Origin of the sequence: Methanogenium organophilum, assembly GCF_026684035.1 — an archaeon.
Classification (GTDB): domain Archaea; phylum Halobacteriota; class Methanomicrobia; order Methanomicrobiales; family Methanomicrobiaceae; genus Methanogenium; species Methanogenium organophilum.
The window spans coordinates 1,341,817-1,365,590 of the sequence record NZ_CP113361.1; the positions used below are offsets into that span (position 1 = coordinate 1,341,817).

A 23,774-nucleotide genomic window follows, 5' to 3' on the forward strand; every position below is an offset into this window, starting at 1 on the left:
AGGGAACTCAGGTGATTACATCTTTAGAATGCGCACCGCAAGGTGGGCGGCGTTGGCACCGTTCCCAATGCCGACACAGGCCACCGGAACACCTCGGGGCATCTGGGCGATTGCGAGGAGTGCGTCCAAGCCGCCGAGGGTGCCTGCTGCAACGGGAACGCCTATGACCGGTTTTTCCGTCAGGGATGCAACGACCCCCGGAAGTGCCGCGGAGAGTCCTGCAATGGTAATAAACACCTTTGCCTCAGAATTCTTTACATATGTAGCCAGTTCCTCCGGGTCCCGGTGGGCTGAGAGAACCTGAAAGTCATAGGTGATACTCTCTTCATCAAGTACAATTGTTGCTTTGCTTACAATTTCTCCATCTGATGCCGAACCGGCGATCACTGCCACGTCTACCATTGCAGGGAATGTATCGAAGTATCTCCATAAAGAGGTTGACCCTCAGCATGTCGGGAGCGGGTGAGGGTAAATTTCTGAGATATTTCAATAGTACTTAAAAAAATATCTCACCATTCATGGGGTTTTTATCCCCCGATAGCTCCCTCCATGGGGTGCGCCCTGTTATTGGTGAGTGAGGTAAATTTCCGTTTCAGGTATTCCCTTGCTACCTTCATATTCTCCTCCTCACCTGGACTACTTACCCATCTTCTCAGCAGTTATTTTGCATAACTTCCATATGGCATTACCGCTAAGATTTATCGCACTGATCAATATGCAAAATGAATCACTTCTTTTAATGCCAGGCCCGGTCCCCATGCCGGAACGTGTACGGTTTGCGATGGCACGACAGGCAATGAACCACCGCGGCGCGGAGTTTGGCCAGGTCGTTGAAGAGACAACCACGATGCTCAAAGAGATCTTCTGTACCAAAAACGATCTTTTAACGATAAGCGGCTCCGGAACGGCCGGTATGGAGGCTGCGATCTCCAACTTCTGTCAGGGCAAAAAGATTGCATGCCTTGTCAACGGAAAGTTTGGTGACCGCCTCTACAAGGTGAGCCAGCGCTATGGTGACCCGGTCGCATTAACATCTGATTGGGGCACTCCTCTACCGCTTGAAGCGCTGGAGAATGCGCTTGAAGAAGGTGCGGAGGCAGTCACCCTCGTGCACAATGAGACCTCTGCTGCCATCCTGAATCCGGCAGAGGAAGTCGGGCGCCTTGCACAGAAGCACGGGGCACTCTTCATTATGGACGGTATCACCTCCATCGGTGCGGATGAGGTATATCCGGACAAATGGGGTGTGGATGTAGCAATCACCGGGTCACAAAAGTGTCTTGCCGCACCGGCAGGACTTGCGGCCGTCTCGGTCTCGCAGAAAGCATGGGATGCACAGTGTGAGAACCCGCCATTCTACCTTGACCTTCCGGCATACAAAAAGAGCGCTGACAAGAACCAGACCCCGTTCACCCCTGCCGTGCCGCTCTATCTCGCCCTGCGTGAAGCGTGTGCCATCGCACTTGAGGAGGGTATGGAAGCCCGGATTGCACGCCACCGGAAGATGGCGGATGCCGTCCGGACAGCGGTGGATGTCTGGGGCCTCTCTCTCTTTGCACAGCCTGATGCTCTGCACTCCTATTCCAACACCGCAACCGCGATCTGCTATCCTGAAGGTATCACCGATGCAGCCATCCGCGGAAAAGTCAAAGACCTTGGCATTGAAGTTTCCGGAGGGCAGGACCACATTAAAGGGAAGATATTCCGCATCGGAACCATGGGCGCCACTGGTGCACCTGAACTTCTTGCCGTCCTTGCAATGGTGCAGGGCGCATTCAACGCGGCAGGATACTCCCTCAAGGGCGACGGAGTCTCTGCCGCCTGCGAGGTGCTTCTTGCATGAAAGTCGGGGTCTGTGACACCACCTTCGCCCGTGTCAACATGGGCGCTGCCGCGGTGGACGAGCTCAGGCGCCACGCGTCTGTTGCAATCGAACGCTACACGGTACCTGGGGTAAAAGACCTCCCCGTTGCTGCAAAGATCCTTATCGAGGAGCGGGGTTGTGACATTGTGATGGCTCTCGGTATGCCCGGCGGCAAGGAGAAGGACCGCCTTTGTGCCCACGAGGCATCACAGGGTCTGATCCAGTGTCAGCTGATGACCAACCATCACATCATTGAGGTATTTGTCCACGAGGACGAGGCAAAAGACGACAAGGAGCTTGCATGGCTTGCCGAACAACGGGCTCGTGAACATGCAGAGAATACAGTGAAGCTGATTCTCCGCCCCGATGCGCTCATAAAAGAGGCGGGCACCGGTCAGCGCCAGGGATTTGAGGATGCAGGTCCCGCCCGCCACTAATATTTTTCACGGAATGTTCGTTTTTCTCAGGTTTCTCTTGTTTTCAGTCTCCCCGTGGCAGCACCACGCGCCTTTTGGATATGGTGTTTATCGGGGATTCGTTTCGGTTCCCGTTTTCCCATTGTCGCGCCCACTTTCGGGAAGCATCACTTTTATGGGATGAGTGCCAATCTGTAATTATCTGAAACGTACGATAGGAGCTGAAGAGAATATGGCTGTTAAACTCGGATTTGTTGTCGCAGAATTCAACCGTGACCTGACCTATATGATGGAAATTGAAGGCGAAGAACATGCAAAGTTCCTCGGTGCCGAAGTCACCGAGAAGTTCTATGTCCCCGGTGCCTATGATATGCCGCTTGCCATCAAGAAGATGCTCGAAGACGGCGATGTCGATGCGGTTGTAACCATTGGTTGTGTTATTGAGGGTGCCACCCAGCACGATGAGATCGTCGTCCAGCATGCAGCCCGGAAAATAATCGATCTCTCTCTGGAGTACAACAAACCGGTCACGCTTGGCATCTCCGGCCCCGGCATGACCCGGCTTGAGGCACACCAGAGAATTGATTACGCCCGTCGTGCTGTTGAGTCGGCAATCAAGCTCGTCCAGCGGTTAGCATGAAAGCACTCTCCCGGAAAGTGGCAGACATCGCACCGTCTGCAACGATAGAGATATCTGACCGGGCAGCACAGATGCGGGCGGCAGGCATCGATGTCATCGGGCTCTCCATCGGGGAGCCGGACTTCCCGACCCCCGCTCACATCACCCGGGCATGCATCAATGCCTTGGAACGTGGAGAGACTCACTATGCCCCTTCCCCCGGTATTCCGGCACTCCGTGAGGCGATTTCCCAGAAGCTGGAGACGGAGAATGATATTCCCTGTACACCGGGGCAGGTCATCGTTGCCTGCGGCGCAAAAGACTCTATCTATGAAGCCATGGAGGCAACCCTCAACCCCGGTGACGAGGTCATAATCATCGACCCCTCGTGGGTCAGTTACGAACCCTGCGTGCAGCTGTCGGGCGGGGTGCCGGTCCATTGCGGGGTCCGTGAGAGCGATTTTCAGGTGGACGACTCCCTCCTTGAGGCAATCACCCCGAATACGAAGATGATCATCTGTAACAGTCCGTCCAACCCGTCGGGTGCCGTAATGAACGATGCCTCCCTCCGGCTGATTGCCGATGCGGCAACCGACAATGACTGCTATGTACTCTCGGATGAAATATACGAGAAGCTCATCTACGGAAAAGACCATGTCTCCATCGGTTCGTTTGACGGCATGGCCGACCGTACCATTACGGTAAATGGGTTTTCCAAGGCATATGCAATGACCGGCTGGCGTATCGGGTATGCAGCGGCCCCTGATCCGGTGGCAAAACAGATGATCAAGGTCCAGCAGCACACGATTAGCCACCCGGCCACCTTTGCGATGCATGGCGCAGTGGCGGCTCTGACCGGTGATCAGCAGTGTGTCGAAGAGATGCGATGTGAGTTTGACGTCCGCCGTCAGTATCTTACCGGTGCCCTGCATGAGATGGGCTATGAGACGGCGCCTGCAGAGGGTGCCTTCTACGCCTACGTAAAGACTGGCGGAGATGATATGGCAGTGTCTGCACGATGGCTCGCGGACGCCCATGTGGCAGTCACCCCGGGAACGGCCTTCGGCACCCCCGGATGGGTTCGCCTCTCCTACGCAGCATCTCTGGACCGCCTGAAAGAGGCGATGCACCGCATCGCTGTTCTTCCGGAAAAATAACCTTTTTTAGTATCTGCAATGACTCCTGACCCGCACCGCGTCCTTTTTGTCTGCACGTATAATTCAGTCCGTTCACCGATGGCTGCGGCAATCCTGAATGCAGTGGCATCGGAAAGATATGTGGCAGAGAGTGCCGGTCTCTTCCCGTCCCCGGTGGATCCCGGGGTGGTGTCTGTGATGCGCGAGAGGGGAATTGACCTGTCGTCCCATTGCCCGCGTTCTCTCGGTGACTGTTCATCATCTGCCTATGGCACCATCATTGTTCTTTCACCAGCGGTGCGGGAGTATGCGTATTCCCTCCCTCCTGCGGGCAGGCTCATCTCCCTGGATATTCCGGTCCCCGGTGCAAAAGGGGCGGACGGGCTGGACGGACTCCGTCAGCTCTGCCGGGTGCTCGCGGATGCTATTGGGGATTGCTTCCCGGATGCAGGCGTTGTTTTCTGATCATGCGTCTGGGTGGTGATTTATCTGAATCTGAGGTGATCAGGATTACTGAGAAAGCCTTATTGGATACTGGTTCAGAATCATTCTGATTATCTGTGAATTACCGGCGTGTACGTAATACTCTCATACTGACCTTTTTCATGAACCTCTTTGTATCCCTTGCAAAGGGGATTGTCGGAGCCCTTGCCGGCTCCGTGAGTATGGTTGCCGATGCATTTCACTCCCTCTTTGATTCGGTATCAAACATTGTGGGACTCATCAGTATTCAGATCGCCGATACTCCCCCGGATCTCCGGCACCAGTATGGGCACGGGAAGTTTGAGACCATCGGTACGATGGTGGTCGGCTCCCTGCTTCTGATCACCGGGTTTGTTGTTGGATACGAGGGTTTTGGACGGTTCTTTTCCGGAACTGTTCCTGAAATAACTCCGGTCACCGTTGCAGTGATGCTCGTAACCATCTGTGTGAATATCACTATTTCCCTCTATGAGCGCCGAATCGGTAAAGAAGAGAACAGTTCTTTTCTTCTGGCCGATTCGCAGCATACGGCAAGTGATATCTTTGTATCGCTCTCTGTACTCGGCGGTTTTGTCTTCATCTGGCTGGGGTATCCGGTGGCAGATGCCATCATCGCACTCGGGATTGCCGTTCTTATCATAAAGATGGGGGCTGAGATCCTCTATAATGCGGTGCAGGTGCTCACAGATGCATCAGCCCCGGTTGATTATGACATGATTACGAGGATCATTGAGACAACGGAAGGTGTCCGCAGCTACCATGATTTCCGCTGCCGGGGAAAACCCGGTGAGATTTTCTGCGATCTGCATGTGGTGGTCGATCCGGATATTACCGTCCGTGAGGGCCATCTCATCGGCAACCGGGTACGTGACCGTCTCAAAGGGGAAGTGGGGGGTGTGGTGGATGTAATTGTACATATCGACCCGTACTATGGCGGTGCAATATCGCTGGCTGCAGAGAAGGATACTGATAAGGATACCGTATATGCAAAATAATGTGAGACACAGCCATGAAACAGGACATTCTTTTCGTCTGTAATCATAATGCAGGCAGGTCACAGATGGCGGAGGCATATATGAATACCCGCTACGGGGAGCGGTATGCTGCATTTTCGGCAGGCAACTATCCCTCTGCATCAATGAGTGAATACACCATCCGGGTGATGGAGGAGGCAGGTATTGTGATGACGGGGCATTCACCAAAACCACTTACATCGTTTATGGGCCGGCAGTTCGACACGATTGCCCGTCTCTGTGACTGCTCGGGCACCTGCCCGGTTCTGCCACCTGCCCGCCGGGTGATTGACCACCCCTTCCCCGATCCGTCAGAGTTCGTTGGAAGTGATGGTGATATCATGGCGGGATTTCGACATGTCCGTGACCTTGTCTTTGCCTGGGTTGACGAAATCTTTGGTGTAGCAGCAGGTGTCAGGATTACCTGGCAGCGCCCGGAAGGGCCCATGCCGCCTGCGATTCTCTGTTCCGATACCGGACGACAGCTGCAGGATGTTATCCATGACATCTGTCTACAGCTCACAAATAGGGGTATTCCCTGCACCATTGCAGAAGAGGATGGCCCCCTGCAGTTGTCCTTTAACGGTGTCCCCTTTGAGGAGATCGTCCCCATATATATACCGAAGTCCTGCTCGATGTGCGGGTCCTGTGATGGCTCCGAGGGGGAATGCGCCGGCGGGAGGCGGTATGAGGGTATCCCGGAGTCTGTGGTGCGGCTTGCTGGCATGCGTGCGGCGGGCCTGAAATAACCTTTCTTCAAATTATTTATATCCCTGTTTTTCTGTAATCTATGCCCTTATTGCGATGATTTTCCGCTTCTCCCGGTAGGATATCGTCAGTATCTGTTCCTTATCCAAATGCCCGCGACAGCGAAATGCAGGAAATAGATATATGTGAGAAATAACACACACTGTGTTAGAATAATGTAACATTGTGTGGGGTATATCTCATATGCTGGAAAAGAAATCAATGAAACAGATGTGGTGGGGCATTATATTTGGCCTCCTGTTTATTGTGGCTGCCGTTGCAGCCTGGCTAATCTCCGGAGGTACGGCAGACACGATGGGCCTTACTGTTCTGGTGGTCCTCGGAATACTGATGATTATTCTGACAGTGGTGAAAATAAAAGCAGACCGCCGGTATTTCCTCGTCATGGCAGTGATCGGCGTTGTGATGGTTGTGACAGGTACGCTTGGTATGCTCACCGGCGCCATCCCTGCTGAAGGGGGATCTCTCATATCCGGGGGGCTTGTCATGATACTCTGCGGCGGCCTCTGGCTTGCACGCCATAAAGAAGAAAAGATTGTTGACGAACGCTCACAGAAGATCGGTACCTATGGGACCGCTTTATCATGGTATATCATCTTTATGGCCGTGGTGATCCTGTACTGGCTTGATATGCTTGGCGTTCTTGAAGTACAGGCATCCACCATCCTTGGTGGTCTGATGTTTCTGATGATAGGCTCCGCCCTCTTCTTCCAGTGGTATTTCAACCGGCAGGGGGACGTCTACTGACGGACACTCAGAGGGTGGTATAAATTCAGACACGCATGAAGGAGTTTCGGGCGCGTATGGGCATGACACAGGCAGCTCTCGCAGAAGCGGTCGGTGTCCGGCGTGAGACGATTGTCTTTCTCGAGAAGGGGAAATACAATCCATCACTCAGGCTTGCCTGGCAGGTGGCCTCTGCCCTTGAGACATCCATTGATGAACTGTTCCTGTTCGGAGATGAAGACAAATGATATGCAAGACAAATGATATGCGCTGCGTGCATGTCGGACGTCATCGTACACAAAGAGGATCTCGTCCTCAGTGTTCTCCTGCTCCTGGTCATCGTATGAGGCGGGTGCTGCCTGCAACGCAGCGTACACGAGAAAATCCCAATGAAGCAGCCTGCGATGATGGCCATGACAACCGGTGCAAAAATGATGAGAAGAATGAATATGCAGATTCCGATGCACGTGAGCACTGCCACCTGTGTTCGGTTTATAGGGGTCATTTTCAACCTGTGAATATATTAGTATGTGAGGATTATCAATGAATATAATGATGAATATTACTGATCTTCTGCTCCGGCCTGCGGCCTTCTTTCCCGGCCGCATAGAGGGGGATAAACCGGACCTGAAGATGCCTCTTGTAATTGTACTGCTCTATGGCATTGTGAGCGCACTCTCTGCTGCGAATGTCTCATCGGTGACGATGGCAATGATGCCTGCAGAGATTGCAGGGATGGGAACCATGATAATTGGCATCGGTGTTGTTTCGGCATTTATCGGTGCTTTAATTTACTGGGTGATCATTGCTGCCGTCTTTCATGGCATATCTGCCCTGCGGGGTGGGAAAGGGGATTTCCAGCGCACCCTTGCGGTGGCCGGATATGGTGCCCTGCCTATGATATTCGGGAGCATCCTCTCCGGGATTATCATCTACTTCACGCTCTCGGATGTGACCATACGCCCGATATCCGATCCGATGCAGGTCAGCGCTGCCGTAACTGAACTCATGTCCACTCCCTCTATGCAGATAGCAGGAGTCGTATCGCTCCTTTTCGTCCTCTGGAGTGCAAATATCTGGGTATTCGGGATGCAGGAGGCACGAAACCTCTCCGGAAAAGATGCCCTGATAACAGTTGGTATTCCGGTTCTGATTTACTGTCTGATGACCATCCTTCCGCTTATTTGGTGATATAAATGACATATAATAATCTGATCGCTGCTCTTGTAATTATGCTGGCTCTCTGTGCTGTTCCGTCAATGGCAGCGGATCCCTCAACAACAGTTGAAGGCCAGCTTGGTGTCACCGATGTGGCCATAGACCCCGGCGTGTTCATGTACGGTGACAGCGGGACGGTCAAGGTCACCGTGACAAATACCGGCACAACATCGGTGGCAATAGCACGCGCAAAACTCTATTCCAATGAATTGGATGTCATGGGGGACGAGAATTATGGCTCCGTCGGTTCCATCGGGCCGGGCAACAGCCTGCAGTTCACTTTTACGGTAACCGCAGATGCAGCAGATGGCATCTACTATCCGCTTTTCTACCTTGATCTGCGGGATGCATCCAGTCTGCGCTACCGTGTGCCGGTTAAAGTGGAGAACACCGGGCTCTCGGTTTCGGTGACAGACCGTCCGGACGCCTTCACATCCGGCAAAAAGGAAGACATCACCATCATGGTCGGGAACCCACGGGAAAACACCGTCAACGGTGTTGTTATCACTCCGGCGATGAACGGTTATGAGACGACGGAGACGTCGCATTTCATCGGCACGCTTGAGGCAGATCAGGCGGCTGAGGCAACCTTTGCCGTCACGCCCTATGTAGAGACTCCGATGGAATTCACCGTGCACTATCGCAACGGAATGAATGACCACGAGGTTACCATAGCCGTGCCGGTCATCTTTGGCACCGACCGGAAACAGGCCGAGACCGTACTCAATAATATTGCGGTTACCCCGGAGGGAGACCACTATATTGTGACAGGCGATGTCACCAATGCGGGTCTTGAGGATGCGAAGTCTGTGGTGGTCACCACCGGTGCACCTGCTGTTCCGGTGGACCCCTATCGTTCATATGTGGTCGGTGCCTTGGAACCGGACGACTTTGCAAGCTTTGAGGTGACCTTCTACGCAGAACCGGAGACCGAGGATATCCAGCTGGTCACGAACTACAAAGACAAGGACGGTAACCTCTATTCATCACAGCTCACTCTCCCTCTGGAGTCTGCTGCAGTTTCTGACAAAAAAAGTCCTGTAGCGGGGGATGACCTGCCCATCGTCTGGATTGTGGTTGTTCTGATCTGTGCGGCGGTTGTTGCCGGCGTTATCTACTACTCATGGAAGAAGAAGTGATCAAACCGAACAGTGCTGCGGTCTGCACCGATATTCCAAAAGATGCGGTAATCCGGCTGGAGGATGCTACGAAGGTCTACTCCCTGCCCTTTGGCGACGTAGTGGCACTGGATAAGGTCTGCATCTCGGTGATACCGGGTGAGTTTATCGCCATCATGGGCCCTTCCGGTTCCGGGAAGTCCACCCTCCTCAATCTCATCGGTAGCCTGGATGTCCCGACCTCGGGTGATATTTATATTGACGGCCGCAACACCCGGACGCTCTCGGATGATGAGCTCACCGAGTTACGACGGGACCGTATCGGCTTCATCTTCCAGCAGTTCAACCTGATCCCGCTTTTAACGGTCCTTGAAAACGTGGAGTATCCCATGATTCTCAAGAGCCGGCAGGCGGTGAAGGGCAGTTCGCGTGCCCATGACCTCCTGATGCGGATCGGACTCACCGAGCAGATGCTTGCGCACAAGCCAAAGGAGCTCTCTGGCGGGCAGCAGCAACGTGTTGCCATCGCCCGGGCGCTTATCAATGACCCGGCAATTCTGCTCTGCGATGAACCGACGGGGAATCTGGATCAGGCGACCGGGCGGATCATCATGGACTTGCTTTTAGAGGTGAACCGCCGGGGGAAGACGATCATCATGGTTACGCATGACGCTGATATTGCCGCGTATGCGAGTCGGACGATTACCATTGTGGACGGGAAGGTTGCATGATATTTTTTGAAATCTCTAAACGTAACATACGCCTCAACTGGCTGCGCTCGTTTCTCGCGGCAGCAGGCATCGTGATCGGTGTGGTTGCGATCTCCTCTATGGGCATGCTTGGCAGTTCCCTTACGCTTTCGGTCACTGATTCCCTCTCGACAGTGGGTGACTCGGTCATTATTATTCCTGTAGTGGGGCAGCCTGGTCAGAATATGGTGACAACTGAGTCACTCATCACGGACCGGCAGCTCCAGCAAATAGTCAGGGTCGTTGCCCCCAATGAGGCGGTGCCCATTTACGCCGGAGCAGACCGAATTGAGATTGGGCCCGATAAGGCGGTGGCGTCTCTATACGGCATCAGGCCGGACCAGATTCCCTTAATGGTTGATATCGCCGACGGCATTGTTCCCCGCAGTACCAGTGGTGCCCTTGCCGGTGCCACACTGGCAGACGAGTACGACCTGAAGACTGGCAGCCGGGTTAAAGTCGGCAATGAGACCGTGCGGATCACGGGCATTCTGGAGGAACAGGGTATGGGCTTTGACATCAACCCGGACAATGCACTCATAGTATCTGACCGGTGGTATTCCACTACTTACGATCAGGACGACTATGATCAGGTGATCGTCAAGGTACGTGACATTAATGACATCGATGCGGTCAAACTTGCAATAGAACGGACACTCAACCGCCGTGATGATGAAGTAACCGTCTACGACACCCGGATGATCCTTGAGATGATTGTTGAGACCTTCAATCAGATATCGGTCTTTACGACGGCAATTGGTGGTATATCTCTTGTCGTCGCCGGTGTCTCGATCTTCAATGTCCAGATGATGTCGGTGACCGAGCGCATCAAGGAGATAGGCATCATCCGGAGTATTGGGACGAAGCGTTCAGAGGTGATGAAGATGTTTCTCTATGAGGCGTTCATCCTGGGACTGGTTGGGTCGGGTATTGGCGGGCTACTCTCTTTTGCAGGTGGCTTCATCGCGGTATCTGTCATGCTGCAGGACACATCCTATCTCTTCAATCCTCAGACACTCTTCTATATCCCTTACGGGATGGGTATCGGGCTTATTGTCACACTCGCATCCGGTCTCTATCCGGCATGGAAGGCGGCCCACCTCAACCCGATTGAAGCACTCCGGTTTGAGTGAAAATAAAATCGTATCTTATTTTTTTTGTGTTTGAGGCGCTTGTTCCTGAAAGACGGCTTGCAGGGTCTGCAATTCAGGATATGCATCAATGAGTTCATTCCACCATGCATATGACCCGGTAAACGAGACGATGCGGAGAGTGGTGCCAGCGTGTATCAGCAGACCGAGCGGTTCTTTCTCTCCCATTCCCCCTCCGGGATATGCAGTAGTGCGGCATTGGAATATGGGGGTAATGGTCACATCGCTTAGTACGTATGGACCCTCCGCCCCAATTCTCTCTTTCATCTGTTTCTCACCATTTTCCATACCGCCGGATGGCGGATGATTCTGATCACCGGCGGGACGAGAGAGAGGGGGTGGGCAATCCGTATGGCCCCCTCTGCCTCACCTTCTATCACCGGTTCGTCGAATACTGCAACCGCTGCAAGGGAGGCCTTTCCACCGGTTGCCATGAGCATGCCACGCAGGGCCATCAAACAGCCAAATACCTCTCCTGTCATGGCTGCATCACCCAGCCCGAACCTGAGGGAGGCACGAAGATGGTCAATGGAGATCTGGCGGAGAAGGGCACCGGTATATGTCAGTACAGCATCGACAATACCAAGGATGTCAGGTGACGATGTTCTTTTTCCGGAGTCTGTCTCCAGTTCTTTTTCTTCCCCACGGCCCCCTGTTTCAGGCTGTTTCGGAGTGGCTGTCTCCAGTGCTATCCGGCGGACTGTCCGCCCGAACAGAATGATATCGATCTTCTCCTCATCTGGTATCTGCGTCTGAAGAGAGAGCGCTCCCCAATGCACACAGAATGCAAAAATGAGCGTCGGTGCTTCATGGCGGAGTTCGCCCCGTCCGGTGAACGTCACAGGTACTGCCCAGAGAATAATGAGCAGTGCTGCAATGACCATGATAAGCAGTACAGCTATGGTGAGAAGTATCCCGGAGATCATAAAAAGAGAGGTGGGGGCCTGCCCGGTTATGCAGTGCCTGACTCTTCCGGAACTTCGGTCGGTGCTTCAGATTCGGCGGTTTTTTCCGGTTCGCTCTTTTTTGTCATCGTCTTCAGGGTTTCCGTCACCTGCGGAAGGACATTCTCCCCGATGGTGGCGATGGCTTCAGAAAGTGCAGTGTGTTTCTTGAGCGAAATTACCTGAACACTCTCAATGCCGGTCAGGTTTTTGTGAAGAATGATAAGTGCAACAGGGGAGACACCACCACCGGCTCCGGCTCCGGCGCCTTCGCCATTTCCTTCACCCTTTCCTTCGCCTTTGCCTGATCCCTGTGCCATTCCGCCGCCAAATCCGAATCCGAAGGATGCGATTGGTATGATGACCTTGTCTCCGGCATCAATTGCATCGCCCATTATGGTATTGGCATTGATGAGGCTGTCAAGTTCATCAGTTGCCAGTTTAAAGAAGTCTTCTCCTGACATGTGTTTCACCAGCCTTAGATATATTCCTATACTGTTTAAAATTACCGTATTCCGGTTCGGAGATTATTCTCCCGGTTCATTCTGTAGATATTCTCCATCTCCATTCGCGCCTTCCAGTTTTCTGGTACTTGTAATCATTGTCTACGGTCTGAGTATGATGCTGGGGAAGACGGCCATCCCTGACGCGGATGATGGAGGCGGTGGGGGTTCATTGTATGATCTCGATGGCACCGCCCCTCCTCCGTCTGTGCGGTACCTGTGCTCCCGTTCAGATATTCTCAGGGTCCTGCAGGGCCGGGCAGTAATTGCAGATGGAGTGCCAGATCTCCTCTTCCTTGTCGCGGATTGCGCAGTAATATTTTCCCTTTTTCCGATGGACAAAAAACCCGCCGGGAAACGGTGTCCCTTCCGGATGGCCGGGTTCGTCACGGACATACATCGCAAAGGCAGAGAGCAGGTAGTAAAAAAGCAGGTAGAACGGGACCATTGTCTCATTTTCGCCGGGGTATGGTGCGTCCGGATTATCCCGGAGGCAGGCGTCGGGGATCATGCGGCAGAATTTATCAAACGTTTGCCGGTCGGTGATGGGGTCCAGCATCTGTTGCCACGTGCCTTCCCGGTCGCACTTCAGGAGTTCATGGTAGCGGCCAAAAAACCACTTCTCCGCATAGGGACGAAATTTTTCTCGATAGGGCTTTGGCAGGAGTTCCACCTCCTGCCGGACCCGTGCGCTGATCACGGTGAGGTCATACCGGCTGAACCGTTTCACCTCGCGGGCCAGAATCTCTCCCAGCTCCCCTTTTGTCTTTGCCGCCTGCATCACCGCTGCAATCCGGCGGATTTCCGTATCCGGGTCGGTGACCGTACGCATCAGGTATTCTTCTCCGGGAGTTCCCTGCCGCCGGCATGGGTGTAATGCTCGACTGCACCAACGATTGTGAGAGCCCCGTCACGGTACTCCGAGACCGCTCCATGGCCCCCGAAGACCGTGCATGGGCGCCCGGTCTCTTCGGTAAACTCCTGTGCAAGCCCTATGAGGGCACGCCGTTCGGCCCGTGCAAGATCTGAGTCCACGTTCACCGATGTGACGAGATAGTCTGCATAGGAGTTGTAGCGCCGCCGTTCTTCCGTGAGGCTGGCAAAGTTCATGAGACTGTCCGCGGTGAAGAGGTATCCCTTCTCCGGACAGTAGAGGACGAGTTCACCCACCTGGTGGCCGCCGGGTGTTTCCAGCACCTCAAAGCCAAGGTCGCCAATCGTGAGGCGGCATACAACCGGGAAGATGGAGCGCTTTTCATCGGTTTCCGGACATATGAGGCGGATGTTGTCCTCAGCCGGGGGGTTCCACCGGGAGTAGAGGGCAATCATTGTGGTATAAATCTCTTCGAGCACCAGTCCCTCGTTCCGGGACCCCCATGCACGGTTGCCGGTACGGATGATCTCCCGTGTTGCCGGATGCATGATTGCGGGCACGTCAAAGAATCCGCCCGCTCCGCAATGGTCTGCATCTCCATGGGATGTGATGATGCGGGTGAGCTGTTCAGCAACCGGCAGGGCATATGCGGCAAAGAGCTGCATCACGTCCTGATGGTAGACTGCATACCCGGTATCGAGCATTTCAAAGCCATCCAGGGTCCGGAACAGGTAAATATTGCCGCCTCCGGGCAGCTGGATGGCGTAGAGCGTCACCTCTTCGGAAAGGTGCACAATCTGCACATCTGCATAAAATCCATCTCCACAGGTGGTAGCGATATATTCACCGGCTTCAAGCACATTACGAAACACTGTTTTCGGGTCTTCCCCACGTGCGGTGAGGTCCTGAGCGGTGTGATTGATGTCGCCAAGGAACCGCAGCAGAAAGTCATCGTCATCTGATTCGATGAGAGTGCGCATCTTCTGGGCGAATCGCAGGTAGAATACGGTGTCGTCGAGTGTCTCACCGGTGTTGTCAAACTCCAGCACCTCAATCGGGTAGCGTGATTTGAGTGCATCAAGGAGCTGTTCAGCAGGGCCAATCTCGCGGACGCTCATTGCTATTGTCACCCGGTCGGGATGGATGCCTGCGTCATCAAAGGTGATGGAGGTGACCTGAGCTCCCGCACCGGTAGTCATGATTAAAAATTCATTGAGTGCACCGGATTCATGCGGGAGATGAATATGAATTTTTAGGGAAGCGAAGGTTTCAAGAGATGTCTGCAGATAGCCGATATCTGTAAGTTCCTGACGTATCTGTTCATACTCTTCGGGTTTCGCGGTCACTTCAAAAAAGACCGTATGGGGGTCGATGCTGCGATCGAAGTGAACCCGGTTGATATTGCCGTTGTGCCTGGTGATAATGGCGACACCGCGCTGCAGAGCCCCGGTACGGATGGGGATGGTGGTGACAAATGCGTATCGTTTCATGGTTTCATTCCAATGGTGTTGTCTGGTTACTGTCAGAATATTATCAGGCCGGGCAAAAGAGGATCATTGTCCAGCCGACCGCTTCGCGTCCGAAGAGGATGTATTCGTCCTGGATAGCTTCGAGGTAGGCGGCGAGTTCTGCTGCTTCCGGTGCGTCGGGATGATCCCGCAGCCAAGTGGCTGTGTGTGTCCAGATGCCGGATTCGTACCTGTCCCAGTCTTCAGGTGTTGCGTGCCATAGCCATACCGGTACATACCCTGCCTCCCGCCCGGCGGAGACCAGTTCGTAGAGGGTCCGCACCTCGGGCCATTCGCGGGCGAACTCCGGGGGTGTGCGTGCACCCTCCCATACCCGGTCTCCGAAGAGGATAGATCCGTTCTCCCCGGCGAGAACTGCACAGGCACGGATAGCCTCGTCAGGGCCGCCCCAGCAGTCGGCAGAGCCAAGGGAGATCACAAGGTTTGCCCCGTCCGGGAATGCAGATTTTGTTGCATCGCCGCAGGTAAACTCCAGACGGTCGGAAAGTCCGGCATCTGCTGCTGCAATATCTGCGGTTCTGCAGGCGTCCTCGCGGATGTCAATGCCATATCCGCGGCACCCGTAGTGTTCGGCCAGCAGGATAAGTGCGGTGCCGTTGCCGGAGCCTGCATCAAGGATAAAACTCTCCTCTCCGATACCCGCGGCCCGTCCTGCTTCGAGAACCGCCATATCGGTCATGGGGTTCATGTGCCGCAGACTGCCCTGGGTGATGTGAATGAGTGTATGTTCGTTCATATGTATCGGTGACCGGTTTTGGCCCGTCATGAAAGATATGTATGGTATCCAAAAAAAAAGGTTGGCAGGGTACCCGGCTATCTCGAGAGGAAATCACGGTATACATCCGGGATCTCGTTTGCATCCGAGAGAATCTCGTGGTTCAGTTCCCGGATTGTTCCGGATGCCCGTGCAGCATGTGCAGCCTGCACCAGAATCTGTGCATGTATCTCCTCATCCGTCACCTCTCCTGCGATATCTTCCAGATTTTTGCTGATATCATTCAGGGGTTCTTTCAGCCGCAGCGCTGTTTCTGTGATATATCCTACAAGTGCGAAATGTTCTTTCTCGGCCATTCCGGAGATGATCCAGACGATGACTGCCACAACAAAGTACATCACACCCTGTAGAATAACCGCCGGCTCAAAGATGCCCGTCTGCAGATATAACACATATTCGTCAATGATATGCAGAAATCCGAGGGCGGCACCCATATATACGACTCCTTTCCTGTACCAGAGGCCCCCGATTGCAATCACAAGGTAGGAGAATGAAGTGTATATGGTGGAGATACCCATGACCAGATGACAGTAGAATTCCATGAGTACTGCAATAACAACGAGAGCAACCCAGATGGCGGGTTTTGTTACTTCAGATCCTTTCCCTTCCGGTGTGAATGCCATCATATCACTTCCTGACTGAGGGTATGTCCGCGCGAAGAAAAAGGCCTTTGGTTTGATGGTCTTCATGGCCGGAGATTCTGTTCACGGTACCATTCATCATAATATGTGTTTTTTTCTAAAATTCTGGCGATTTAGCGGGTATTGGGAAATTTAATCGACGGAATGTCGTTATTTATTTGAATTGCAATAATTATCCTTTATTTTAAAAAATGGGCCGTATTTGTGCGTTTTTTAAAAAGATATGTAATTTATATCATACGAACTCACGTATTCATGTATGAAGAAGACAATCGGAAAAATCGTCGGGGTGCTGGTATTCTTTATCCTCCTCTTATGGCCCATGGACCCCGCCTTTTTCCCGGTGCAGGCGACCGCAGCGGCTACTGCCCTTATGGTGATATGGTGGATCACCGAGGCAATTCCCATTCAGGCGACTGCTCTCCTGCCGATAGTGCTCTTTCCCACCCTTGGTGTTTTGACCGCTAGTGAGGCAACTGCCCCCTATGCTGATAAGGTCATCTTCCTGTTTATGGGGGGTTTTATCATTGCAATGTCCATGCAGCGTTGGGGTCTGCATGAACGGATCGCGCTTGCGATTCTCAATAAAGCGGGTTCGAGTTCACGCATGCTGATATTCGGGTTTATGGTCGCAACGGCATTTCTCTCGATGTGGATATCCAATACCGCAACGGCGATGATGATGGTTCCTATTGCGATAGCGATCATCGCCACCATCTTGCCGAGAAATGATCTGAAACTTGAGGAAATGGACAAGACACAGCGTGACTTTGCAGAATGTATTGTCATCTCCATTGCCTATGCAGCGAGTATCGGAGGTCTTGCAACGATCATTGGTACACCGCCAAACGGCATATTCCTCGCGCAAATGGAAACAATATTCCCCACTGCTCCAACGATAGATTTCTTTACCTGGATGAAGTTCGGGCTGCCGCTTGTGATCATTTTCCTTCCGATTTCGTGGTTATGGCTCACCTATGGGCCGTATCGGCATATGCCGAAGAAGATCTCCCATGGGCATAATATTATCCAGCAGCGAATTTCAGAACTGGGCCCGATGAGCCGGGGTGAGCGCTGGACACTGCTTGTCTTTGTGCTGACGGCGGTAGCCTGGATTATGCGTTCTGAAAAGGACATTGGCGGGCTCATCATCCCTGGCATCAATACCTATCTGCCATGGGTGCATGACTCAACCATTGCCATTGCAGGTGCTATTCTGCTCTTCCTGTTGCCGGTTGACCGGAAACAGGGCATATATACGATGAACTGGGAATGGGCCAAGAAGATTCCGTGGGGGATTCTCATCCTCTTTGGCGGCGGAATTGCCCTCTCAAAGGCGTTCATCGCATCCGGCCTTGCGCAGGTAATTATTGAAACGTTTACAGTATTCCATGGCCTCCCTATCGTGGTGGCAGTCGTTGCTGTGGCAATCATTGTCTCTTTCCTGACCGAAGTGACGTCCAATACGGCGATGGCATCGGTAATGATTCCGATCATGGCGGTCACCTCTGTGTCTATGGGCATTCACCCGTGGATCCTGATGCTCACCGCAACCTTTGCGGCATCGATGGCGTTCATGCTGCCGGTAGCAACGCCACCGAATGCGGTTGCCTACGGTTCCGGATACATTACCATGCATGATATGATGCGTTCCGGATGGGTGCTCAACTTCATTGGTATTGGTATTCTGACGGCAATGATGTTCACGATCATCACCTGGGCCCTTGGTATCGGCCCGGAGATGCCGCTCTGGGCATTAGAGCCCGTGCTTGGTCCCTGAACCGGGCACGTTTTCTTTTATTGGACGGGAATTTTCTGTCCTGATTCCACCCTGAATGAGTTCTTTTCAATTATATCGGTCTGCCGAAGGTAGTAACATTATTATGTCGCGGGTCGACGTGTTCAGTATGGCACGGGAACGGTTCTTAAAATCTGATCTTGATGCAGGGCTGGGCGTTGAGGGGAAACGCCCCCGCGATGCAAAGGCCAGTGTTGATGAAGAGGCAGACCGCCCTCTCGCACAGGAGGGGCGGCCGAGTCCTGAAAAGCAGGGTCAGCAGGAAAAAGGAAAGAAAAAAAAGTCGTTTGATCGCCTTTCAATTAACGAAAAGGATGATTCTGATATCTTCCGGTAGGATGCAGAGACTCACTGCATCCGGATGGCAATGTCATTTGGAGATGCAACGACAATCTCTTTTTTTCCACGGTATGTCTGAACCGTACCGATAACACTGACTGTCTCTCCGATTGCCTTCTCTGGTTCGTCCAGTGCGCCATCCGGGATGAAGACGGAGGTGTTGTTTACGGTGAGCATCAGGTGGCCGCCTGTTTTGGTATTGGCTGCTGCAGTTACGGAACCGGTCAGAACCGAAAGGGTGCCATCCTCCAGTGTATCAGAGAACGGGGCCGCAAATGTCTCTTTTCCTGTTGAATCGATCAGATATGAGCACACGGCAAGCAGAATAAGGACACTGATGATGAGGAAGATGGCGGTCCGTTCCTGCAGATGTTGCATAATATCAGAAGGGTTGGCCTCAATCATCGTAAATGTGGCGGCAGCGGGATTGGCGGGAGGAATTCTTGCCGGTTGTAAACTTTGTTTAATTAATCTGTGGTAAAATAAACATAACTAATATGAGCTGAAGCTACAAACGGTTTAAAAATCAGGTGGGTAATGATTTTCCGTAGCTTCTGTTCAGGTTTGTTGTGTATTTTCCTTCTTGGCTGTATTGTCATGCCTGTCATAGCTACCGATACGCTCACGGTGGCACGGTATGCCTCCGTGGAGAGTGAACCGGAATTTGAGGAGACTTACACCATTGCGTGGATGGAAGAGAATCTGCCGGTTATGGGGGATGGGACTACTCATTACTACCTGCAGGGCCCGGTCTTTGATGAGTCTGAGGACTCGTGGAATCCGGACGAGGACATCAACTGTTATCCGAATAAGGACATGGGTGCGGTCAGGGGGACCGATGTGGCGGACCTCTGTGAAATGGCAGGGGGTGCACACCAGGGTGATGTGATCCTTATCCGTGCCGACGATGGGTTCCGGAAGTCGTTCCCCTATGAGAATATCTATACTCCGCCAGCCCGGCAGGGCAGAATGGTGATTGCATGGGAAAAAGACGGACAGAAGGCGGGTGCCGGGTATTATGATGGGATGCGGCTTCAGTTCTTTGCGGACACCTCAGTGAACCCATGGGGCGAGCACATCTTTGGCAACAGTGATATGCGTTTTGCCCTTCCTGAGGAATACTGGCACTTCTTCCAGCCGGGGCTGCCTTCGAGTACCGGGCTCTCTGTGCAGTCTGTCTCCCGCATAGAAATATATGAATCAACCGGCGGTCAACCCCCGGTGGTTCCCTCTGGCGATAATGACGGGGGTGCCGATCTCTGGACACCCGCAACCGGGACGCTGACGGTTCTCTCCGTTCCTGCGGATGCCGCAGTGGTTATCGACGGTGCGACAAGTGATTATCTGACCAATGTATCCATTCCGGATATGCCTGAGGGTTCCTACGGTGTCACCGTGGAGCGTGAGGGGTATGAAACACCTGATGAGGAATGGCTGATGGTCTCAGACGGTTCCAATGCCACGGTCTCCTTTTCCCTGACGGGTATCACCGCACCCTGCACGATAGTATCACATCCTGCGAATGCCCGCATCGCTGTGGATGGGGTGGATACCGGCACCACAGCGGATACAGATTCCCTTTCCCTGATTGTCGGGAATCATACCATCACCCTTACGATGGACGGGTATGTACCGCTTGAGATTCCGGTCCGGATCACGGACGGGGGAACGAACCGTGTGGAGGGTGTGCTTGTTCCCGTTTGTGGTGAAGATGACATTCCCCTGCTCTCCACAGGGCCGCACGGCAGCCTGAAGGGGTCTCTCTCAGTGAAGACAACAGGTGGATACCCGGGCTTTATTGCGGGCGGAGAATCGGTTCCTATGCATATGCCTGAAGGAGAAGGAAATGAGATCACGTCTTACCTGCTCTTTTCTCATGGATATGACACGGCATCGGGTCTTCCGGCTGAACCACAGCCGTCTCTCTCATCCGGCGGTGAACGCCTGATCCCCCGGCTTCTTGCAAACACCATCACCCCTGCGGGTACTGTAGACCAGACCTGTGCCCTCTTCCCGTTCCCGTCTCCTAATTTCACGATCAGCAGTTCGGGAGGGGACGAGGATGTCTTCAGTCTTTCTGCTGCGATCTCCCTTCTTGCACGTGATGGGCCGGACACATTCGCATATGCGGTGTATGAGGGATGTGTCCCTGCGACAGGAGAGATCTGCACGATCCCAGCGGATGCCCTGCCAAATGGAGGCACCCGTACACTTACTGTTCTTTGTACAGAGGCAGGGGTGGGGACAGATGCACCGGGAATCTCGGTGAACGGGATGACACTTGATGCGGTTTATGCAACACTGGAGCAGGGTCTGGTGCAGATCACCGCACCCCTCCCCCCCGGCGGTGGAGCATATACTGTCATGGTAGAGAATGCATCTTCCGGATGGATAGTGCGGGTTGTGATTTTAACCGCAGCAGAACCGTCCTCCGTTCCGGATGTGGCGGATCCGGAAAAGAAGTCTGATATTTCCAGTGATACGGATGACGGAATTATGTCAGGTATCTATCGTTTTTTTGCTTCTCTTTTCTCTCTGAACGCAGTAAATCCCGCCGCAGCATCTGACACACCATCCCCCGCCGGGGCTGGCAGTCAGCAAAATGTGACACCTGTTTCCCCCGTATCTGTCCCGGAGACGACTCTGGATTCTGTGCCGCCTTCACTGGTGTTTGCACCGGCAGAGGGGGTTCGTTCTCCTGCCCTGACCGGTGGCCTGCTGGTGGATTCCGTGCCCTCGGGAGCATGGATCAGTCTCGACGGAAAATCGACCGGAAAAAAGACTCCTGCCCTCTTTGCCGGCCTCAAGGAGGGCACACATCGCATCGGGGTCTCATCAGCACTCACGGGCGATACACGCTCAGAGAAGGCCTGGGTCTATCCGGGTGCCCTTATCCCCGTCTTCTTTGATTTTTCCTCCGTGCTCCCGGAAGCGACCGTACAGGTTGAAAGTGGAACTGGCGAACCGGTGGTCTTTACGGTGAACGGAATACTACCGGAACAGACGACACCTGCTCAGGTGACCATCACGGATACGGAATCATTCGTTGCGGTCACTTCAGACGAGGGCTGGCAGACATATCCTGTCACCTACCAGCGTGTTGACGGGACGCTAACTCTGGTGCCGCCGGTCTGCGGGACATGCACGGTCGCTGTCGCATCCAGCCCGGCAGATGCCGAGATTATTATTGACGGCAAACGTACCGGAGACAGAACTCCTGCTGAAATCTCCTGTCTCTCCCCTGGTCCTCATCGTATTGTATGTTCCCTGCCGGGATATTATCCGGATGCACAGGTTATTTCAGTGAGTGATAGCTCTGGAAAACCGGATGCAGAGGTATCGTTCACGCTTACACCGTATTCTAATGGTGCCCTCTCGGTAACCTCGGTGCCTGCCGGTGCACAGATCTATCTCCATGATCGCTACACCGGTTTGGTTACTCCTGCAACGATCTCCGGCCTTCCGATCGGTACCTATGAGATTGGGCTTTCCACTGACGATGAGACCGTTATCCGGGAGATGACGGTCCTGCCGGACACGGTGGTAGCGTATGAGTTTCGATTTGGAGAAGAATAGCTAAAGGATAAAATTGAGCATGAACCTGATTTCAATGACTACGGAAATAAAGAGCCTTTACGGGCGTAACAACCTCTGCCGCATTGGTGTGGCAGTGCTGATAGCAGCACTTCTTCTCTGTGCAGGGGCAGCCGCAGGACCGACGACAAATATCACGGTAACAAAGATCTCTGCTACCGGCGACATCATCGCAGAAAAGACGGTGGATTATCTCTGGATGCAGGACAACCTGCCGGTACAGGGAGATGGTGTGACGCATTACTACCATCAGGGCCCGGTCTTCTCTGATGATAAGGACGTGGCCTGGGATCGCAATGAGACAGCAAACTACAAAGATCATGGCGCAGTGATGGGGACTGATATCGCTGATCTCTGTGGCCTTGTGGGCGGCGCCGCACCGGGAGATGAAATCATGGTGAGGTCTTCAGATGGCTACCACGTTGAGTTCCCGTATGAGAACGTCTTCACGCCTGACCCGCGCCAGGGACCGATGGTTGTCACCTGGTACAACGGTGAGGACGCGGTGTCTGGAGAACGGAGCGGAGTCGGGTACACGCCGGATGACTACTACAGCGGAATGCGCCTTATCTTTTTTGCGGACAACTCCACCAATGCAGACGGGAACCATATCTATGGTAACTGGGACATGCACGAGACGATGCCCGGTAGCGCCCAGCACTTCTTTGACCTGATGCCATCAACCAATGGTTTCACGGCGAAGTGGGTGGATGAGGTCCGCATCTATGAAGGCGGTTTTTCAGGGGATACCTCGGCACCGGTTAAATCCCTGCAGTCTGATGATGCAGAAAGCACAACCGGTGCCGTGCCGGACACCACCCCCGCTCCCGCTCCGGTTGCACTCATCGCTGCAGGTCTCGCCCTCGCCCTCGTGCCGCTGCGCCGGAGGCTCTGATGAAGCGGCTGATTCCCATTTTATGTCTCTGTCTCTGCATTCTGACGGGGGCCTGTGTCTGCGGCTGCACCGGGAACGCTGACCCGGCACCGACCACGCCGGTCATCCCGGAGCCCCTGCCGGGCAATCTTACCATAATAAACGGGGACACTGAGGTTGTCCTGGACTGGGATGCCATAACCGCAATGCCTGCATTTGTCGGGTACGGGTATGCGGTCTCTACCGTGGGAATCAAATACGGCCCCTATGACGTGAAAGGTGTGCGCCTCACCGACCTGATCGCGCTCGCCGGAGATTTTGGAGAGGAAAATCAGACCTGGGTCTCCGCACCGGACGGTTATCTCTGGGTCTTTGACTATGATCAGGTGCAGGGAGAGGGGTTCATCACCTTCGATGCTGACCTCAAAGAAGTGCCCGCCCCATCTCTCACTGTTATCATCATGTATGAGCAGGATGGCATGCCACTCACCTCCGGGGAAGGCGGTCCCTTCCGGATGGTGGTGGCAACCGACACTCCTGATGTGATCACCGAAGGCAGTTCCTGGGTGAAGTGGGTTGATACCATTGAAGTCAGGTAGCTCAAAAATATCTCCCCTCCCTTTTTTGCTTCTTGGTATTGGA

General features: G+C 53.6%; 27 protein-coding genes. 18 read left to right on the plus strand and 9 right to left on the minus strand.

The annotated features are described in order from the left end of the window. Window positions 1-15: 15 nt before the first annotated feature. Window positions 16-402: a 5-(carboxyamino)imidazole ribonucleotide mutase gene (locus OU421_RS06690; RefSeq protein ID WP_268185298.1), complete on the minus strand. Its 387-nt coding sequence runs from the start codon at window positions 400-402 to the stop codon at window positions 16-18. A 313-nt stretch (window positions 403-715) separates the two neighbouring features. On the opposite strand from OU421_RS06690, the gene OU421_RS06695 reads away from it, so the two are divergent. From OU421_RS06695 to OU421_RS06755, 13 genes are all read left to right on the plus strand, one after another. After that, complete coding sequence (locus tag OU421_RS06695) at window positions 716-1,843, plus strand: pyridoxal-phosphate-dependent aminotransferase family protein (RefSeq protein WP_268185299.1); 1,128 nt, start codon at window positions 716-718, stop codon at window positions 1,841-1,843. After that, a complete protein-coding gene (gene ribC / locus OU421_RS06700; protein WP_268185300.1) occupies window positions 1,840-2,301 on the plus strand; it encodes a riboflavin synthase in 462 nt (153 codons plus the stop codon). Before OU421_RS06695 ends, ribC begins: the two co-directional genes overlap by 4 nt. Window positions 2,302-2,512: 211 nt before the next feature. After that, window positions 2,513-2,920 carry a 6,7-dimethyl-8-ribityllumazine synthase gene (ribH, locus tag OU421_RS06705; RefSeq protein WP_268185301.1) on the plus strand — a complete coding sequence of 136 codons (408 nt, stop codon included), beginning with the start codon at window positions 2,513-2,515 and terminating at the stop codon, window positions 2,918-2,920. Further along, window positions 2,917-4,056: a pyridoxal phosphate-dependent aminotransferase gene (locus tag OU421_RS06710; RefSeq protein ID WP_268185302.1), complete on the plus strand. Its 1,140-nt coding sequence runs from the start codon at window positions 2,917-2,919 to the stop codon at window positions 4,054-4,056. Before ribH ends, OU421_RS06710 begins: the two co-directional genes overlap by 4 nt. A gap of 18 nt (window positions 4,057-4,074) precedes the next feature. Beyond that, the gene (locus OU421_RS06715; RefSeq protein WP_268185303.1) at window positions 4,075-4,500 is read left to right on the plus strand and encodes an arsenate-mycothiol transferase ArsC; all 426 of its coding nucleotides are present in this window, start codon (window positions 4,075-4,077) and stop codon (window positions 4,498-4,500) included. 95 nt (window positions 4,501-4,595) lie between these two features. Beyond that, a complete protein-coding gene (locus OU421_RS06720) occupies window positions 4,596-5,513 on the plus strand; it encodes a cation diffusion facilitator family transporter (RefSeq protein WP_268185304.1) in 918 nt (305 codons plus the stop codon). A gap of 14 nt (window positions 5,514-5,527) precedes the next feature. Next, window positions 5,528-6,280, plus strand: a complete 753-nt coding sequence (locus OU421_RS06725; RefSeq protein ID WP_268185305.1) for an arsenate reductase/protein-tyrosine-phosphatase family protein — start codon at window positions 5,528-5,530, stop codon at window positions 6,278-6,280. A gap of 202 nt (window positions 6,281-6,482) precedes the next feature. Beyond that, window positions 6,483-7,046 carry a hypothetical protein gene (locus OU421_RS06730; RefSeq protein WP_268185306.1) on the plus strand — a complete coding sequence of 188 codons (564 nt, stop codon included), beginning with the start codon at window positions 6,483-6,485 and terminating at the stop codon, window positions 7,044-7,046. Window positions 7,047-7,069: 23 nt separating this feature from the next. Next, window positions 7,070-7,273 carry a helix-turn-helix transcriptional regulator gene (locus OU421_RS06735; protein ID WP_268187877.1) on the plus strand — a complete coding sequence of 68 codons (204 nt, stop codon included), beginning with the start codon at window positions 7,070-7,072 and terminating at the stop codon, window positions 7,271-7,273. Between the two features lie 304 nt (window positions 7,274-7,577). After that, on the plus strand, window positions 7,578-8,216 hold the full coding sequence (locus OU421_RS06740) for a YIP1 family protein (protein ID WP_268185307.1): 639 nt from the start codon (window positions 7,578-7,580) through the stop codon (window positions 8,214-8,216). A 5-nt stretch (window positions 8,217-8,221) separates the two neighbouring features. Further along, window positions 8,222-9,382, plus strand: a complete 1,161-nt coding sequence (locus tag OU421_RS06745) for a COG1361 S-layer family protein (protein ID WP_268185308.1) — start codon at window positions 8,222-8,224, stop codon at window positions 9,380-9,382. Next, entirely contained in the window at window positions 9,367-10,092 is a 726-nt protein-coding gene (locus tag OU421_RS06750) for an ABC transporter ATP-binding protein (protein ID WP_268185309.1), read from the plus strand. The genes OU421_RS06745 and OU421_RS06750 overlap by 16 nt, the downstream gene beginning before the upstream one ends. After that, window positions 10,089-11,243: an ABC transporter permease gene (locus OU421_RS06755; RefSeq protein WP_268185310.1), complete on the plus strand. Its 1,155-nt coding sequence runs from the start codon at window positions 10,089-10,091 to the stop codon at window positions 11,241-11,243. The genes OU421_RS06750 and OU421_RS06755 overlap by 4 nt, the downstream gene beginning before the upstream one ends. A gap of 15 nt (window positions 11,244-11,258) precedes the next feature. Here the strand turns inward: OU421_RS06755 and OU421_RS06760 are convergent, their stop codons facing one another. The 7 genes from OU421_RS06760 to OU421_RS06790 all read right to left on the minus strand — a co-directional run bounded on the left by OU421_RS06760 (window position 11,259) and on the right by OU421_RS06790 (window position 16,575). Beyond that, window positions 11,259-11,528: a hypothetical protein gene (locus OU421_RS06760; RefSeq protein ID WP_268185311.1), complete on the minus strand. Its 270-nt coding sequence runs from the start codon at window positions 11,526-11,528 to the stop codon at window positions 11,259-11,261. After that, entirely contained in the window at window positions 11,525-12,187 is a 663-nt protein-coding gene (locus OU421_RS06765) for a DUF2953 domain-containing protein (protein WP_268185312.1), read from the minus strand. The genes OU421_RS06760 and OU421_RS06765 overlap by 4 nt, the downstream gene beginning before the upstream one ends. Window positions 12,188-12,213: 26 nt before the next feature. Next, window positions 12,214-12,669 carry a GerW family sporulation protein gene (locus tag OU421_RS06770; protein ID WP_268185313.1) on the minus strand — a complete coding sequence of 152 codons (456 nt, stop codon included), beginning with the start codon at window positions 12,667-12,669 and terminating at the stop codon, window positions 12,214-12,216. 268 nt (window positions 12,670-12,937) lie between these two features. Next, on the minus strand, window positions 12,938-13,540 hold the full coding sequence (locus OU421_RS06775; protein WP_268185314.1) for a DUF2115 domain-containing protein: 603 nt from the start codon (window positions 13,538-13,540) through the stop codon (window positions 12,938-12,940). Beyond that, complete coding sequence (locus tag OU421_RS06780) at window positions 13,540-15,072, minus strand: MBL fold metallo-hydrolase (protein WP_268185315.1); 1,533 nt, start codon at window positions 15,070-15,072, stop codon at window positions 13,540-13,542. The genes OU421_RS06775 and OU421_RS06780 overlap by 1 nt, the downstream gene beginning before the upstream one ends. A gap of 43 nt (window positions 15,073-15,115) precedes the next feature. Beyond that, a complete protein-coding gene (locus tag OU421_RS06785) occupies window positions 15,116-15,847 on the minus strand; it encodes a class I SAM-dependent methyltransferase (RefSeq protein ID WP_268185316.1) in 732 nt (243 codons plus the stop codon). Between the two features lie 77 nt (window positions 15,848-15,924). Further along, a complete protein-coding gene (locus tag OU421_RS06790) occupies window positions 15,925-16,575 on the minus strand; it encodes a hypothetical protein (protein ID WP_268185317.1) in 651 nt (216 codons plus the stop codon). A 211-nt stretch (window positions 16,576-16,786) separates the two neighbouring features. Here OU421_RS06790 and OU421_RS06795 point away from each other — a divergent pair, with 211 nt between their 5' ends. Together OU421_RS06795 and OU421_RS06800 are read left to right on the plus strand one after the other, a co-directional pair. Further along, window positions 16,787-18,307, plus strand: a complete 1,521-nt coding sequence (locus tag OU421_RS06795) for an SLC13 family permease (RefSeq protein WP_268185318.1) — start codon at window positions 16,787-16,789, stop codon at window positions 18,305-18,307. 103 nt (window positions 18,308-18,410) lie between these two features. Then, window positions 18,411-18,662 (plus strand): hypothetical protein, encoded by a 252-nt coding sequence (locus tag OU421_RS06800; RefSeq protein WP_268185319.1) that lies wholly within the window; start codon window positions 18,411-18,413, stop codon window positions 18,660-18,662. Between the two features lie 11 nt (window positions 18,663-18,673). Here OU421_RS06800 and OU421_RS06805 read toward each other — a convergent pair whose 3' ends face one another. Next, window positions 18,674-19,042 carry a hypothetical protein gene (locus OU421_RS06805; RefSeq protein WP_268185320.1) on the minus strand — a complete coding sequence of 123 codons (369 nt, stop codon included), beginning with the start codon at window positions 19,040-19,042 and terminating at the stop codon, window positions 18,674-18,676. A 219-nt stretch (window positions 19,043-19,261) separates the two neighbouring features. Between OU421_RS06805 and OU421_RS06810 the strand changes: the two genes are divergently transcribed. The 3 genes from OU421_RS06810 to OU421_RS06820 are packed head-to-tail and all read left to right on the plus strand — an operon-like array spanning window position 19,262 to window position 23,731. Further along, window positions 19,262-22,240, plus strand: a complete 2,979-nt coding sequence (locus tag OU421_RS06810; RefSeq protein WP_268185321.1) for a PEGA domain-containing protein — start codon at window positions 19,262-19,264, stop codon at window positions 22,238-22,240. 34 nt (window positions 22,241-22,274) lie between these two features. Then, a complete protein-coding gene (locus tag OU421_RS06815) occupies window positions 22,275-23,153 on the plus strand; it encodes an argininosuccinate synthase (protein WP_268185322.1) in 879 nt (292 codons plus the stop codon). Next, window positions 23,153-23,731: a molybdopterin-dependent oxidoreductase gene (locus OU421_RS06820; RefSeq protein WP_268185323.1), complete on the plus strand. Its 579-nt coding sequence runs from the start codon at window positions 23,153-23,155 to the stop codon at window positions 23,729-23,731. Before OU421_RS06815 ends, OU421_RS06820 begins: the two co-directional genes overlap by 1 nt. Window positions 23,732-23,774: the final 43 nt, after the last annotated feature.